This window comes from Bizionia saleffrena (assembly GCF_008086175.1).
Lineage (GTDB): Bacteria > Bacteroidota > Bacteroidia > Flavobacteriales > Flavobacteriaceae > Bizionia > Bizionia saleffrena.
This window is the reverse complement of the sequence record NZ_VSKM01000003.1, coordinates 164,610-180,620: the sequence shown is the minus strand read 5'-3', so window position 1 is coordinate 180,620 and position 16,011 is coordinate 164,610. Positions and strand designations below refer to the sequence as shown.

14 protein-coding genes and 1 riboswitch are annotated in these 16,011 nt (G+C 34.0%); of the genes, 6 read left to right on the top strand and 8 right to left on the bottom strand.

What is annotated here, in order from left to right:
* Positions 1-580 precede the first annotated feature (580 nt).
* The 5 genes from ES676_RS03755 to ES676_RS03735 all read right to left on the bottom strand — a co-directional run bounded on the left by ES676_RS03755 (position 581) and on the right by ES676_RS03735 (position 5,625).
* Entirely contained in the window at positions 581-1,135 is a 555-nt protein-coding gene (locus ES676_RS03755; RefSeq protein WP_148368810.1) for an acyl-CoA thioesterase, read from the bottom strand.
* Positions 1,136-1,185: 50 nt separating this feature from the next.
* The gene (rmuC, locus tag ES676_RS03750) at positions 1,186-2,577 is read right to left on the bottom strand and encodes a DNA recombination protein RmuC (protein ID WP_148368708.1); all 1,392 of its coding nucleotides are present in this window, start codon (positions 2,575-2,577) and stop codon (positions 1,186-1,188) included.
* Positions 2,578-2,646: 69 nt separating this feature from the next.
* The gene (locus ES676_RS03745) at positions 2,647-3,441 is read right to left on the bottom strand and encodes an ABC transporter ATP-binding protein (protein ID WP_148368707.1); all 795 of its coding nucleotides are present in this window, start codon (positions 3,439-3,441) and stop codon (positions 2,647-2,649) included.
* Between the two features lies 1 nt (position 3,442).
* Entirely contained in the window at positions 3,443-4,474 is a 1,032-nt protein-coding gene (locus ES676_RS03740) for a FecCD family ABC transporter permease (protein WP_148368706.1), read from the bottom strand.
* A gap of 2 nt (positions 4,475-4,476) precedes the next feature.
* A complete protein-coding gene (locus ES676_RS03735) occupies positions 4,477-5,625 on the bottom strand; it encodes an ABC transporter substrate-binding protein (RefSeq protein ID WP_148368705.1) in 1,149 nt (382 codons plus the stop codon).
* Positions 5,626-5,693: 68 nt separating this feature from the next.
* A riboswitch (cobalamin riboswitch) is annotated at positions 5,694-5,922 on the top strand.
* 31 nt (positions 5,923-5,953) lie between these two features.
* Between ES676_RS03735 and ES676_RS03730 the strand changes: the two genes are divergently transcribed.
* Complete coding sequence (locus tag ES676_RS03730) at positions 5,954-7,804, top strand: TonB-dependent receptor plug domain-containing protein (RefSeq protein WP_148368704.1); 1,851 nt, start codon at positions 5,954-5,956, stop codon at positions 7,802-7,804.
* 11 nt (positions 7,805-7,815) lie between these two features.
* Complete coding sequence (locus ES676_RS03725; protein WP_148368703.1) at positions 7,816-8,874, top strand: YncE family protein; 1,059 nt, start codon at positions 7,816-7,818, stop codon at positions 8,872-8,874.
* 59 nt (positions 8,875-8,933) lie between these two features.
* Here ES676_RS03725 and ES676_RS03720 read toward each other — a convergent pair whose 3' ends face one another.
* Complete coding sequence (locus ES676_RS03720) at positions 8,934-9,632, bottom strand: adenine nucleotide alpha hydrolase (RefSeq protein WP_148368702.1); 699 nt, start codon at positions 9,630-9,632, stop codon at positions 8,934-8,936.
* Positions 9,633-9,647: 15 nt separating this feature from the next.
* A complete protein-coding gene (locus ES676_RS03715) occupies positions 9,648-11,045 on the bottom strand; it encodes a S41 family peptidase (protein ID WP_148368701.1) in 1,398 nt (465 codons plus the stop codon).
* 143 nt (positions 11,046-11,188) lie between these two features.
* Between ES676_RS03715 and ES676_RS03710 the strand changes: the two genes are divergently transcribed.
* The 4 genes from ES676_RS03710 to ES676_RS03695 are packed head-to-tail and all read left to right on the top strand — an operon-like array spanning position 11,189 to position 13,354.
* Positions 11,189-11,698 (top strand): RNA polymerase sigma factor, encoded by a 510-nt coding sequence (locus ES676_RS03710; RefSeq protein WP_148368700.1) that lies wholly within the window; start codon positions 11,189-11,191, stop codon positions 11,696-11,698.
* On the top strand, positions 11,685-12,158 hold the full coding sequence (locus ES676_RS03705) for a hypothetical protein (RefSeq protein WP_148368699.1): 474 nt from the start codon (positions 11,685-11,687) through the stop codon (positions 12,156-12,158). The genes ES676_RS03710 and ES676_RS03705 overlap by 14 nt, the downstream gene beginning before the upstream one ends.
* Before the next feature lie 58 nt (positions 12,159-12,216).
* On the top strand, positions 12,217-12,780 hold the full coding sequence (locus ES676_RS03700) for a DUF4252 domain-containing protein (protein WP_148368698.1): 564 nt from the start codon (positions 12,217-12,219) through the stop codon (positions 12,778-12,780).
* A 28-nt stretch (positions 12,781-12,808) separates the two neighbouring features.
* Positions 12,809-13,354: a DUF4252 domain-containing protein gene (locus ES676_RS03695; protein WP_148368697.1), complete on the top strand. Its 546-nt coding sequence runs from the start codon at positions 12,809-12,811 to the stop codon at positions 13,352-13,354.
* Between the two features lie 75 nt (positions 13,355-13,429).
* Here the strand turns inward: ES676_RS03695 and ES676_RS03690 are convergent, their stop codons facing one another.
* Positions 13,430-16,003, bottom strand: coding sequence for a TonB-dependent receptor (locus ES676_RS03690; protein WP_170234418.1), 2,574 nt, complete (start codon positions 16,001-16,003; stop codon positions 13,430-13,432).
* Between the last annotated feature and the right edge of the window lie 8 nt (positions 16,004-16,011).

The following is a 16,011-nucleotide window of genomic DNA, read 5'->3' as shown; positions in this document are numbered from 1 at the left end:
GGTAATGGCTCGATCCAAATTTAATTATAGAAACAAGAGAATCTGTTATATTAAGATTTGGACGCGCCTAAACCATTCACTTCATTAGAAAGTGATCTGTAAAAACAAATGTGAAGTCTTTAACGAAGATGTTGTGGTGCACACGGATTTACATTTTTAAGAACCTTTATAATTTTAGTTACCAGCCATTATTATGGGGTGTTCAGGGTGCAGCGAATAGGTCTGGAACAATTACTGTTGTTACTGAAGGAACGAACGTTGCGTACACCTCAATTTAAAACACCATCCTCTTTTTCAATGACTCCTAATCCTGAGAGTATTCTTCTATATGTTGATGTGTCCAGTATAAATAAAAACGGAGTGCTTTTCGAAGTGTTTGATGTTTAAGGAAAATGTATTTATGCGCAGCGTTTAGCCATACTAAATTCTACAAATGGAGTGGTAATATGGAAGAGTGGCGTGTATTTCATTCGGCTAACTGTTATAAACAATGCCGGGTAATTAACTAAGTGCGCTGTTAAAAATTAACACATTATTTTAAGTAGAAAAGCCTTCACATTTTGTTGTGAAGGCTTTTTTATTACTCGTTAGGCAATTCTATTTGAACTTTATACCCTTCTAAATCGGGAATATAATCGTCTAAAGAAAAATCTTGATGATCAAATTCTATCGTACGTTGTTGTTTTGTTTTATTCCGTATTACGGCATTTAAAAATCGTTTTACTTCCTTTTTATCATTTAAAATTAAACCGGGCACTTTCACCGATTTTCCGTGGTCGTCTTTAGCAACCATTGTAAAATAAGACGAGTTACAATGTTTGGTTACACCCGTCTGAATGTTTTCTGCTTCTACGCGAATACCAACAACCATCGACGTATTACCAACAAAATTCACAGACGCTTTCATCGTTACTAATTCGCCAACCTCTATGGGGGCCAAAAAATTCACTGTATCTACAGACGCTGTAACACAGTACATTTTAGAGTGTTTAGAAGCACAAGCAAAGGCAATCTGGTCTAATAAACGAAGAATATGGCCTCCGTGTATTTTTCCGCTAAAATTGGAGTGTGATGGTAACATCAATTCCGAAATACTAATGCGCGAGGCATCTACTGTTCTAAAAGTGCTTTTCATCATATAGGTCTTCAATTATCTTATTATAGTAATATTTTTCAATTTAAAAACTATTCGTCCTCGTCATTTTTAGCACGCTTTATTAGTTTTTCGGGTAGTGATTTTTTAGCTTTCGCTCCCATTATTTTAAGTTTCTCGACGCTCGTTATTAGGTTTCCACGCCCATCGACCAGTTTATTCATAGCGGCAGAATAGTCTTTTTTTGCATCATCAATTTTTTTACCAACACCTGTTAAATCTTTTACTAAACCATCAAATTTATCGTACAATGCGCCTGCCTGTCGCGCTATTTCAATGGCATTTTGTTGTTGCTTTTCGTTGTTCCACATGGTATCGATAGTACGTAACGTTGCTAATAATGTCGATGGCGTTACAATTACAATATTACGCTCGAAAGCTTTGTTATATAGCGAGTTGTCTTCATTAATAGCAATAGCGAAAGCAGGTTCTATAGGAATAAATAACAACACAAAATCTGGAGATTCGATATCGTATAAATCTTGGTAATTTTTATCTGAAAGTTGTTCGACGTGGCGTTTTATCGAATTAATATGTGCTTTTAAATATGGCGCACGATCGTCGTCTTCTGCATTAACAAAACGCTCGTAATCGGTTAACGATACTTTGCTATCAATAATCATACGTTTGCCGTCTGGTAAATGTAGTACAACATCTGGCAATACGCGAGAGCCATCGGCGAGTGTAAAACTTTGCTGCACAAAATATTCTCTATCTTTCTCTAATCCCGATTTTTCAAGCACGCGTTCTAACACTAATTCGCCCCAATTACCTTGCATTTTACTATCGCCTTTTAAAGCGCGCGTTAGGTTGGTGGTTTCCTTAGTCATTTGTACATTTAGGTCTTTTAAACCCAATAATTGCTCTTTTAAAGCGCTGTGCATACTAATACTCTCCTTTTGCGTATCGTCTACTTTTTTCTCAAAGACTTGAATGCGTTCGTGTAACGGATTCAATATATTTTTAATATTTTCTTTATTCTGAAGTGTGAATTTCTCCGATTTCTCGTCCAGAATTTTCGTCGCTAGCAATTCAAAATCCTTTCGCAATTGCTCTTGTCGGAGTTCTATTTCGTGCTCTCGCGTTTGGCTATGTTGTTTTAAATTATCGTATTCTGAAGATTTTCGGGTAAGTTCCGTCTGTAAAAACTCTTTTTTTCTACGAATATCTTCGCGGTCACTTTCAATCTTGGAAAGCGTTTCTTTTAAGTCTATAAGTTGCTGATTAAATTGAAGCTCTTGTTTTTGTACTTCAGCTTCAGAAGTTTGCTTATATTCTAGTAATTGCGCGCTTAGATTCGTGTTGCGTTCTTCCAACGTACTTTTTTCACCTCTACTTTTTAAGCGAGAAAAAAGCAGACCTAAATAACCGCCAATAGCAGCCGAAATAAAAATGGCGAGGATAAGAATAATGGTAGCGTTCATATATAAAACTGAATTTAATCAAATATATTATTTAAAATGAAGTCTACCATTTATAAATAACAATTGTTATTATTTCTTTACTTTAAAGCTTCCTGTAGCCGTATCAAAAACGATTAAATCGTCGGGGAATAAATTATTAAAAACACCTTGCGATATTAAATTACAAGGGGCATCGCAAACAATGCTATCTGTTTTCATTACAATGAGTCGGTCGCATAATTGAATCGCTAAATCGATTTCGTGAGAAGAAAACAGAATCGTCTTTCCTGTTTGCTCGACTAATTTTTTAAGCCACTTTAAAATATAGGCTTTATGGTACATATCTAAATGCGTGGTGGGTTCGTCGAGAATAATAAGATCGGTATCTTGAGCGAGTGCCCGCGCAATCATTACTTTTTGGAGTTGTCCGTCGCTTAATTCGTAGCATTTTTTATGCTTTAAAGACTCTAAATTTGTTTGAGAAATAGCCGCATTTATTGCATTTGCATCGGCCGTTGTAAGTGTTCCCACCCAATTGGTATAGGGTTGTCGTCCTAAAGCAATCAGCTCAAAAACCGATAAGTTTTTAGACGCTATTGTTTCGGTTAGTACAATACTTAATACTTTAGCTAAAGTTAAATTATCGTAGCTTTCTATAGTTTTTCCGTGCAATAAAACGCTTCCTTTTAATGCGGGTTGTACGTTTGTTAACGTACGCAACAAGGTCGATTTACCAATACCATTACCACCAACCAAGCCTATAAGTTCGCCTTTGTTTAGGGTTAAATTAATGCCAGAGGCGATACTAGTTTCGGTTTTTTTAGAACGATACCCTATGCTTAAGTCTTCCGTTTTAAGAATCGTGTTTTGATTGTTGTTTTTCATATTAAAAGACCATTTTACGTTTTCTAATTAACAGCCAAATAACAACGGGTGCTCCAATTAACGACGTTATAGCATTAATAGGTAAAGTATAATCAGAGGTTGGTAACTGAGCAATACTATCGCAAATAAGCATAATTATAGCCCCAAATAAAAAGACGGCAGGAATTAATATTTTATGGTTTGCCGTATTAAAAACTAAGCGTGTAATATGCGGAATAGCCAAACCAATAAAGGCAATCGGACCAGCAAAAGCAGTAATAGTTCCTGCTAATAAACTTGTGGCTATGATTATGATTAGTCGGCTTTTTTTAATATCTAACCCTAAACTTTTAGCGTAATTTTCTCCCAATAATAAAGTATTTAATGCTTTTATAGAAGCGATGCTAAACAAGAGACCAATGGCATAAATAGATGCAAAGACGGCCAATTCGTTCCATTGTAGATCGCCTAAACTACCAAAGCCCCAGAAAATATATTGTTGTAATTCTTCGGCCGAACTAAAATACGATAACACGCTTACAATTGCCGAAGTGATACTGCCAAACATTAAACCAATAATAAGAATAGCCATTGTATCGCGCACTTTCGACGAGACGATTAATACGGTAAGCAGTACTATAAAACTACCCAAGCTGGCGGCAATAACTAAGCTCCATTTAGAGATTAATACTGCGGTAAACACACCACCAATTACCGACGAACCCATAATAACTAGAGCAACCCCTAAACTAGCGCCCGAAGTTATTCCTAAAACAAACGGCCCCGCTAACGGATTCCGAAATAGGGTTTGCATTAACAATCCAGAAATACCGAGTCCTGAGCCTACCAAAATGGCGGTTAAAGCTTTTGGTAATCTGTAATTTTGAATAATGTATTCTTTGTTGGTGTATTGTGAAGCGTCTGCAAAAAAGCTGTTAAAAATGTCGCTAAAAGGAATAGAAACCGAGCCTAAACTTACATTGACGAGAAATAAAAGTACGACGAGAAGTAATAATATAAGAAAAGTGACGGTATATGTTTTTTGCGGATTCAAAATTACTTTAAAAGTTTAAAAAAGTAAGGTGTGTAGTTTGGCAATACTCCCGGATGGCAGATTTTAATAATGTCTTTTAAAACCAAATCTGGGCGTGCTGTACCTAATTCGTAATAAGTGACACCACCAGTTTTCCCCGTTGTGTTAGCGAACGTGTATATTTTATTATTTTTAAAAGCATCAAAATTACTGTAATGCGCATTGGCTTTTTCTAAGGCTTCTTTGCTTGTGTAATACGACGGACTTAACCAAATATCTGCGTTTTTTGCGGTGTCGTAAACCACTTCAAAATTTAGCGATAAACTTCCTGTGCCTCTAGTCTCACTCCATAAATAATTGGTGTTGGCATCTTTTAAAAACTGTGCCTCGGTACTTTGACCATTAGGTAAATACCATGTGTCTTTATGCAAAGCGCCACTTAAAACACTTGGTTGTTTACTTGTGTTTAAGGCTAGTTTTTTCGCTGCGTTATAATCGGTTTCAATACGATTAAAGATTGAATCGGCTTGCCTTTCTTTATTGTATAAAACGCCAAAAAACTTAATCCATTCTGCTTTTCCTAAAGGCGATTTTTCTACCCAATCCCCATTATAGATAACAGGAATATTAGCTTTTTTTATGGTTTCTAAGGATTTGTTTTTACCATCTACTCCAAATGCAACGACCACATCAGGATTAATATCTAAAACGACTTCGGTATTTAAACCTTCAGTTTTACCTAACTCACGGACTTTATTGGCAGCGATTCTTGCGCGTGTTTTTTTAGACGAAATATAATCGGTGCCCGGAAACCCAATAAGTGTTTCTTCAACATTTAAAAGCTCTAAAGCGGGGATATGCGTTGTAGATGTTACGACTACATTTTTTATGGGTGTAATAATTATACCGTCGTATTGGTCTTTTAAAAACGTGGTTTTAGCTGCTTCTTCTTTGGAAATTAAAACATAATTAAAACTGTTTTTAGCAGTCGGCCACGGACTTTTTATCTCTAGAACCGAGTGGTTACCATATTTAGTAATTGCAAACCCTTCGGCATAAGATAACGGAACCGTCGTACTTTGTGTTTTAGGAAGTACAGTGTTTTTTTTTGTTTCATTTTTGCAAGACCATAATGAAAGGCTAACAAATAAAAATAATAAGAATGTTTTCAAAGCTTTAGTTTTAATGCTCCAAAAGTAATATTAATTAATCTTTTGCAATAACATAAACTAAAATGTTTACTTTTGCATCGAATTTTGGTTCGGTATAGAAAAGTATCAAAGCAGTTTTGAACTTTATGTATCGATTAAAAGGGAATTCCGTTAAATTCGGAAGCTGTTCCCGCAACTGTACTCTTTGTTCACGTTTGTGAATGCTTACTATTACACTTCAAGTCACTGGATATTTTTTCTGGGAAGACAAATAGTTAAGACGAAAGCCAGGAGACCTGCCATTTTTTAACATCTAAAACGACTTTCGGGAGAAAAGTCTTCAAGATTTATGAAAAATATAATTTGTCTATTCTTATTTTTAAGTGTGTGTGTAAGCGGTATCGCTCAAACACCAATCGATTCTATCCAAACATTGGATGAAGTGGTGTTGAGTGATAGTAAACTAAAACACTATGCTCCAGGTTTCAAAATTGAAGTTTTAAATGATTCTATTTTACGAACAAATGCGAACTCATTAACGGGGGTGCTCGCATTTAATTCTAATCTTTATTTTAAGGAAAACGGTTATGGAATGGTGTCTTCACCGTCATTTAGAGGAACAAACGCTTCTCAAACAGCGGTTATTTGGAATGGGATTCCTATTAATTCTCAACTTAACGGCCAAACCGATTTTAATACTATTAATACTACTAATTACGATGATATTGCTATTCGAAGCGGTGGCGGAAGTGTGCAATATGGAAGCGGTGCGATTGGCGGAAGTATTCACCTGAATAATACGCTTAATTTTAAATCTCATTTTGATACGCATATACGTACAGGTTACGGCAGTTTCGATACAAAAAAGGGAAGTGTGTCTTCTTCTTTTGGAAGTAATCGCTGGTCGGCTAAGGTGGGCGTTGCTTATGTTGATTCTGAAAATGATTACGAGTATCTAGACACTTCCAAAAAGAATGTAAATGGCGCGTTTAATAATTTAGACTTCAATTTTAATCTGGGATATTTTATTTTAGATAACGATGTGTTGAAGCTGTATCAACAGAGTTTTAGAAGTGATCGCGATTTCTCGGGAACGATAGCAACACCAGGGCAAAGCCGATATGAAGATAAAAATTACCGTACGTTATTAGAATGGTCGCACTTAGCGAAAATGTTTAATTATCAAGTTAAAGTTGCCCATTTGCAAGAAAATTTTAAATATTTTGGTACACAATCAACGGTTAACTATTCTTTCGGAAAAGTAAATACGTTTATAGTAAAACCGACTTTTAATTTTCGTTTTTCTGAAAAAATCAAACTTAAAACAAGTATCGATTATACCAAATACGAAGCTGAAGGTACCAGTTTTGGTTCACCTAGTAGATTTAATGTTTCGGCAACAGCATTATTAAATCATAAGGTGACGAAGGCTTTTAGTTATGGCGTAAACCTGAGAAAAGATTTTACTTCTACATTTAATAATCCTTTAGTGTTTTCAGTAGATACTGAGTATGCAGTAACTAATAATTATAAATTACAGCTTAATGGTTCTAGAAATTATCGTGTGCCAACGTTTAACGATTTGTACTGGCAGCCAGGTGGAAATTTAGACCTCATTCCAGAATCGTCATATCAAGTCGATTTCGGTCAGCAATTAGATTTGGGTTTCGGCCAATTAAAAGTAAACGGCTATTATATAACTACCAAAGATTTGATAGTATGGAAGCCTAATAAGGTTGGTATCTGGTCGCCCGTAAATATTGCGGAATCTAATAGTTATGGAGCGGAAGTAGAATTACATTCTCATTTTCATTTTAATTCTCATTATTTTAAAATAAATAGTCATTATTCTTATACTGTTTCTGAAGATGCAACAACAAAAAAACAGCTTATTTATGTGCCGTTTCATAAAGCAAATATCTCGGTAGCCTATAACTATAAACGGATATCACTATTCTTTCAACACGTTTTTAATGGTGAAGTCTTTACATCAGAAGATAATTTAAAAGGTCGTTTTTTCTCTTTAAAAGCTTACGATGTTTCCAACATTGGTTTCGATTTCGCTGTTTTAAAGAACTCAAATCGTCAGCTAAGTTTGGGAGGAAGAGTAAATAATCTTTTCGATAAAGCATATCAAAATATTGCATTCAGACCAATGCCTAATAGAAATTTCAATATTCAATTAAATTATAAATTCTAAAATTAAACACAATGAAAAACATTTTTTTACCTCTATTTGCTCTTTTGCTTTTAACCTTTTCGTGTTCTAGCGATGATGATGATGATACTATTTATGAAGAAGTAGCGCCATTAGGTGCATACGAGAATGGTATTTTAGTAAGTTCTGAAGGTGGGCCTTCATCAATTTCTTTTATTTCTGAAGATTTATCAGTTAGTGAAAATTCGATTTATTTTAATGTAAATAATGAAGATTTAGGCGTTTATTTACAATCTATCGGGTTCAATAATGATTTAGCTTATATTGTAACAGATTCGAATAATACAATTACTATTGTAAACCGTAATACGTTTGAAAAAATTGGAACAATCACAACGGGACTTGAGTTACCAAGATATATTTCGTTTTTAAATGGTAAAGGTTATGTTTCTAATTGGGGAGACCCTAATGATGCGACAGATGATTTCATCGCCGTAATTAACTTAACTACCAATGCTGTTGAAACAACTATTCCTGTAGTCGAAGGGCCAGAGAGAATTTTAGCAAACGGAGATAAATTATTCGTTTCTCATAAAGGAGGATATGGTTCGAATAATATTATTTCGATAGTAAATGCTATTTCTAATGTTGTTGAAACGATTACAGTTAATGATAATCCAGATGAGATGATTGTTAATACTGCCGGTGAATTAGTGGTGTTATGTGGAGGGAAGGAAGCTTGGACAGGAAATGAAACTGCTGGTTCAATCACAAAAATTAACACAACAAACCACTCGGTTATTTCTAGTTTTGATTTTGCTGATGGTGTTCATCCAAATTTAATGGATTACAGTAACGGTACATTATACTTCCAAACATCAAGTAATAAAATTTATAGTATGGCAGATAGTGATACTAGTTTACCAACAAATTCTATTTTAGATTTGACTACAAGTTACACTTACGGAATGGCTGTTAAAGACAATAGATTATTTGTAGCCGATGCCAGTTTTACAGCACAAAGTGAAATTTTAGTTTACGATTTATCTACAGCCACTGAAACACATTCTTTTAGCGCCGGAAGAGGAGCATCTAAAATTTACTTCAACTAAGAAATTAGAAAAATATTTTTTAAAAAAAAGCAGTAACTAATAATAGTTGCTGCTTTTTTTTATGAAGTTAAATCACAAAACCAAAAGCCGGTTTTCTCTCCTTCGGCATTGGGTGCATCGTATTCTCGATAGGTTTTTTCTCCAATAGTAAACTTAACGGGCGATTTAAAAATGGGCCCATCATAACAAAAGGTATGGAATTCACCATTTTCACCACAAGGATCTACATCGCTTGGTAGGCCTGCTATAAGGTCTTTAGTTAGTGTTTTACCTACAAAATCTTCATCGAAATATTTAGCGCTCGCGCAAATAACAACGGCTTTAAAGCCTAAGTCTAAAAACGTATTAATTACTGTTTTGGTATCTTTTTTCCACAAAGGGAATACGCCAGTTAATCCTACTTTTTCTAATTCTGTTTCGCGATACTGTTTTAAATCTTCCAAAAATATATCGCCAAACAAACTATGGGTATATCCTTCGTTTTGTAAACGCGTGGTGGTGCGTTTCATAATTTGGTTGTATTGATCCATTGATGGGTTTTCGGGCAACTCTATAGTCGTGCCTTTTATGCCAATAGCCTCCGTTTGTGCTTTTAGTAAATTTATAGGCAAGCCGTGCATTGTAACGCGTTGAAAATGCGAGTTCACAGAGGTCACTAGTTCTGTAACATCGTATTTGTTCTCTTTAAGCGTATAATGTAAAGCGAGCGCAGCATCTTTTCCGCTGCTCCAATTGCAATAAGTTTTATGTTTAGGCATATCGTGTTTGTAGTGTTAATCGATGTACATTTCTTTCGAAAAAGGCATTAAATCATTACTGTCTCCAACGGCTTCAAACGATTTACCTTCCGTTGTATTGGCGGTTCTGTTAGTATTTGAAATATGGTTTAAAGCTTCAGCTAAAAGGGGTTCGGTTTCAGTTCCTAGAATGCCTAAGTTATTTAGTTGCTCGTCATATTCTACTAAAGGAACTAATCCAGTTGATGGCACCCCTTCATCTAAAACATTGACCGTTGTTGCCACTAATGGTTGTAACGCATACGTATGTCTAGGATCGGCGTTGATACGACCAAAATCTGGAGAATCGTATAATGTTATTGAAGCTTGAGATTTCCCAGTTGTAATAGCCCCCACCTGCACTACGGTTATATAAGGTTTTAAACTATTAATCACCATTTCGCTTGCTGAAGCAGAGCTTTTAGAGGTTAACACATAGACTGTATTAAGATTTAAACTATTGCCTTGAGACGTAAAATTATAACTTGTGTTATTACTTTGTAATTGATAATTGTACTGTAGTTTAGAGAAAATATCACCATTAAAGTCTCCCGTAATAAGGCTCCCTAAAAGTGCAGCAGAAGTTACCGAGCCACCAGGGTTATACCGCAGATCGACAACCAGATGCTGCACTGCATTCCCTTTAAACACGCCAAAAGCAGCACTTAAAGCATCATTAAAATTAGCGACGAAACCATTGTACATTAAGTACCCCACGTTTTCACCTTCCACTTGCAAGACATCTGTTTTAAAAACGGGGTTTTCAGTGTAGGATACGGTATTTAAATCGATTGTATTTATTGTAGGATCAATAGTATCATCATCTGGAGTTGTGGTGGTGTTATCGTTGTATTCGGCTAAATTCAACGTAAACGAATATTGACCTAATAAACGTCTATAATTGGAGACCGTTAATGGTGTTCCGTTTACGGCATAAAACAAATCGCCACGCTGTAATCCAGCACTTTCGGCACTGGTATTGGGTAAAATATAACGCACGTAACCATAGATATCATTAGAACCTGAAGCATAACGCACTAAGCCAAATTCCATTCCAGTGGTTGTAGTGATACCGCTAAATTGTTGTTCTAATGCTAAATAATCGTCGGTTATCCAACTAAAACGGTCAATAGTAGTACGGTTGTAAATTAAACTTTCAAACAATTCTTGTGGCCGCGAATATTGCGATAAATAATTGTTGTAATCTGCACTCGACACTTTGTCTTCAACTAAAACAGGAACATCTTCTTTATAGAGATAATAGACATCCATTGCTTTGTATACGAAATCGTTAATATCGACGTTAGCAATAGGTTGGTCGTCTAAATCTTCAAAACAACTGGTTAATGCAATGGGTACTGCTAAATAGAGTAAGATTCTTGAGAGGGGTTTCATTATAATAGTTTTCTTTTTCAGTTTAAATGTACTTACTTTTATCGGGATTAAAAACAAATTGTAACAAAACCGAAAACCAATCGTCGTAATACTATAGAGCGATAAAAAGTGCTATAAACCAAACCACCAACCAAAGTAATATAATGACACAGTCAGATTTTTTAACTATTGTGACGCCTTTTAAAGACAAAGTGTTTCGTTTAGCAAAACGATTACTGGTGTCGACAGAAGAAGCTGAAGATGCCACACAAGAAATTTTAATGAAGCTGTGGAAGAATAAAAAAACTATAAAAAACTATAACAATGTTGAAGCGTTTTCGATGACGATGACAAAGAATTTTTGTTATGATAAATTGAAATCGAAACACGCTCAAAATTTAAAAATAGTTCATAATAATTACGAAGACACGCAAGTAGCCTTGCAAAAACAACTGGAAGTTAGTGACAGTTTAGAGTGGGTTGGAAAAATAATGAATACGTTACCCGAGCAACAAAAACTGATTGTCCAACTTCGAGATATCGAGCAATACGAGTTTAAAGAGATTGCAAAAATGCTGGATATGAATGAAACCGCCATACGCGTGAATTTATCTAGAGCCAGAAAAACAATTAGAGAACAATTAACTAGTACACATAATTATGGTATTAAATAATATAGAACAACTATTAGAAAAGTACGATAATGGGGAAACCACATTACAAGAAGAGCAGCAGTTAAAAGACTATTTTTCTCAAGAAACTGTAGCGCCGCATTTGGAAATGTATAGACCAATGTTTGCCTATTTTTCTAAGAGCAGCAAAGAACAATTTACCAAGCAAGTGCCATTAAAAACTAAAAGTGTTATACACTATAAATGGTTATCTGTAGCAGCGGTAGGCGTTTTAATGTTTGGGTTTTTCTTTAATTCATTTTTAAATGAGACCGACGACTATACCGAAACTGAGAAAGCACTCGCTTACCAACAAGTAAAAGAGTCGTTGCACTTTGTGTCTAAACAATTTAATAAAGGCACCGAAAAAGTAGGCTATCTAGAGGCTATAAACACAGCAGGAATACAAGTCGATTATTTAAAAGAATTTAATCACCCTTTAAGAAGAGTATTTAACAATTAAAAATAAAAAACATATGAAAACTATAAAAAACACCCCGTCAATCATAAAATTAAACACTATGAAAAATTCAATAATTTTATTTGCTTTAGCAGTTATTTTAATGCCATTAACCGCTTTAGCGCAAAACGATATATTTTCGAGATATAGCGATGATAGTAACGTAACTTACGTGTCTATTAAACCTAAAATGTTCCAGATGTTAGCCAAAATGGACATTAATTCAGATGATGCCGAAGCTAAAGAGTTTATGCAAATGGTAAATAGTATTACCAGTTTTAAAACGTTAGCAACCGATGATAAGGCAATAGCTGCTGATGTCTCTAAATGGGTGAAATCAAGATCTAATGTTTTAGAAGAATTGATGGAAGTAAAGGATAACGGAATGATCGTAAAGTTCTTCGTTAAGGAAGGTAAAGATGAAGACCATGTTGCAGAGCTGTTAATGTTCGTAAACGGATTGGACGCTGTAATGAATGATGCAGATATTAATATCAATGGGAAAAAGCGAAGCCTACAAACGGTTGTCGTTTCTTTTACGGGAGATATTAATCTGAATCAGATTTCTAAATTAACTAAGAAGTTTGACTTACCGGGAAGCGACGAATTAGAGAAGAAAAAGTAATTAAAGATTCTAAAAACCACCATCCATTATGAAACCATTAGTTAAACTATTTGCATTAAGCGCCTTATTTTTAGTAACACTTTTTAGTTGTACAAATGAAGAATCCATACAAACGTACTTTGTAGCGCATCAAGATGAGCCTGAGTTTTTAATGATTGATCTGTCTCCTAAAATGATAGATATTTCGCAAACCGAATGGGACGCCGAGCAACTAGAGGTTTACAATTCTTTTAAGAAGGTTAATATTTTAGGCTATAAAGTTGATAAAGCAAATAAAGCGTCTTATGTGTCAGAATTAGAGAAAGCCAAAACTGTTTTTAAAAATAAAGATTATAGCGAATTAATGGAGTTTAGCGATAATGGTATTAAATTTAGAGTAAGCACCATTGGAAATAATGATGAGATCGACGAGTTTATACTTTTAGCGAGCTCAGAAGCGGTCGGTTTCGCCGTGATTCGTGTTATTGGAGACAATATGCAACCCGAGAAATTAGTACACCTTATGGAAAAAATGAAAGATATGGATGTCGATGGCAACCAATTAGGTAAAGTTATGGACTATTTTAATAATTAAAGTTTATAGGTCATAAAACAAAAAAAGGATAGCGTGAGCTATCCTTTTTCTGCTTTAAAGGCTTTCTTGAAGGGTTTATAATTTAAACCGAACCGAAAATAAAAAATAACGTTCTAGCAATTTTTGCGACTGCAGTGTTGATGAATAATCGGAAGAATTTAATTCTATAAATTCTCTTTTATTAAGTAGATTATTAACCTGCAATGAATAGTCTATTTTTTCATTTTTTTGCTGATAATTAAAAGCAGCATCAATAAACGTAATGCTGTTATTGCGTGTTTTTAAATTGGGGTCGAAGTATTTTCCATCTACTGTAAAATAGAACCTGTTTTTAATATACTTTACAGAAAAGTGATTTTGAAAAATCGTAAATTGATTGCTATTATACCCTTTTGAAGAAAACGAATTATTTTGAAAAATCACTTTATTAGCAAAATTTAAATCCTTTTTAAACCCTGTTCTTACTTCTAATTGTAAATTTAAAGATTTGTTTTTGTTCTCCCGTATCTCTGTGTTATTAATAATATTCTTATAATTATTAATAGTATACGCTGTTTTTAAATCTAACGTAGATTTAATAAAATCAATATATTTTTCAGTGTCTATTCCTAGGCGATAATTGTTATTATCTAATTTTCGCAATTCAGAAATATTTAAGGTGTTATCATCGTCAATAAAAAGTGTGTTTAGATAATCATAGTCCACTTTAGAATAGTTGAAATAGGAATTAAATTGAAACAAATTATAAAAATCATTAATTCTGTAACCAAAAGAAGTATTTTTGTTTTGTATTAAGTTGAAATTAAATTTATTAGACAATAGATTTCGGTTATCCGTTTTAATTCGGCCAGAAAAGATTTTATTTAATTCTGGTAATTTGTTTACAATACTGTGTTTAGCATACAATACAGCGGCATTACTTAAACTGAAATTAACAGTAGCCGATGGATTATTTATAATTTTATGGGTCTTAAATAAAGCCGCATTATTATCAATTTTAATTGCAGATATTAACAACTCATTTTCTAGTATAAATTGCCAGCGATTCTTTTTAAACACATATTCTACATCCAAATACACCGAATTATCTTCAATAGTCGTAATATTTCTATTATATAAATTAGAAATAGTATCGAAGCTATTCGTTGAGGTTAGCGCGTTATTATGGTTGTAATATCCCAAAGCTATAGCGTAGTTCCCGTTTTTTAGTTTCGATAAAAATTTTGAAGCAACGTCTATAGTTTGGTGCTTAACTCTAATATCTTGTGCGGTAATAGTTGAGTTAATACTCGTAATATTATTAAAGTTTAAATATTGAGGAATGTCATTTTTCGAAAAATCTCCAGTAACCTGAAACACACTTTCCGTAGTTACTTTCTTTGTAAATTCTATCTGCTGCTTAATAAATAAGTCTTTACTGTTTTTATCCTCTTTAAAAAGCGAGTTGTTATTAGTGCTTAAAGCATCAATAGCAAGGGTGGTGTAATCTATTTTACCTTTAAAGCTTAAAGCAGATTTTAAACTTGGTTTTACTTTAAGTTCGTAGTCCAAAACAGTAACTACTGGCTTTTTCTCTAAATCGTAAGTGTTGCTAATTGTTAAATCACTTTCATCTAGATTATAAAGTGTTTGTGTGGCATTATTTAAATGCAATTTATCTCTAAAATGATTTAAATTAAGGCGTAGCGTTGTTTTATCTGATAGTTTATTTAAAGCATTTAAACTCCCGAAAAACGTATTGTTAGAGCCTGTGTATTTAGAAGGAAGGCTGGCGCTAAAAGTAGTGGCATCTGTAAAATTATAAGCTCTTTGTTTGCTTTCCTCAATTTTGGATAAATCGAAGGTGTTGGCATCAAAACGATACGGACTCATATTTTTGTTAACGTTATTATAGTTTACTAGAGCACATCCCTTTATTTTCTTCGATACCGAAAGCGCATTCCCATTTAAGCTATATACATTGTCAATGCCTAAACCCAAATCTAGATCTCCGGTAACGTCTGTTTCACCCTTTTTTAGTATTAAATTTAAAGCAACATCTTCAGAGTGTTTAACATCTTTTAATAGTGCGTTTTCTTGATACCCTTCAATAGCTTGGATTTCTTCAATAATCTCTGGATTGATATTTTTAGTACCAATAGTGTAATTATCATCAAACAAGTTATCGTTATCTAGCAATACGCGCGTTACTTGTTTTCCCTTAAACCTTATACTTCCGTTTTCGGCGATAGTTAGTCCTGGTAATTTTTTAAGAAAATCTTCTAAAACACGCTCCGTACCATCTTTAAAACTATTAGGCCTGTAAAATGTGGTGTCATTTTTAACTATAATGGGTTTTTTAGTTATAATGAAGACTTCCTCTAAGTCTGAAACTCTTAAGTCAAGTTTAAAATTTTGAATATAATTTTTATCTGAATCACTTTCTTTTGGAAGCTTAATTTTCTTTGAAATATGACTTATTATCGAGGTTTCAATAGTGCTATTTTTAACTGTATCTATAAACACAATAGAATAGTAACCATCTGTATTCGTCGTGTTAAAAGAGAGAATTGTATCGTCACTATCTCTTAAAAAAACACTTGCAAAGGCAATAGGTTCTTTGGTTTCGCTGTCTATAACCGTCCCTGAAATGGTGTTTTGTGAAAACACACTATTAA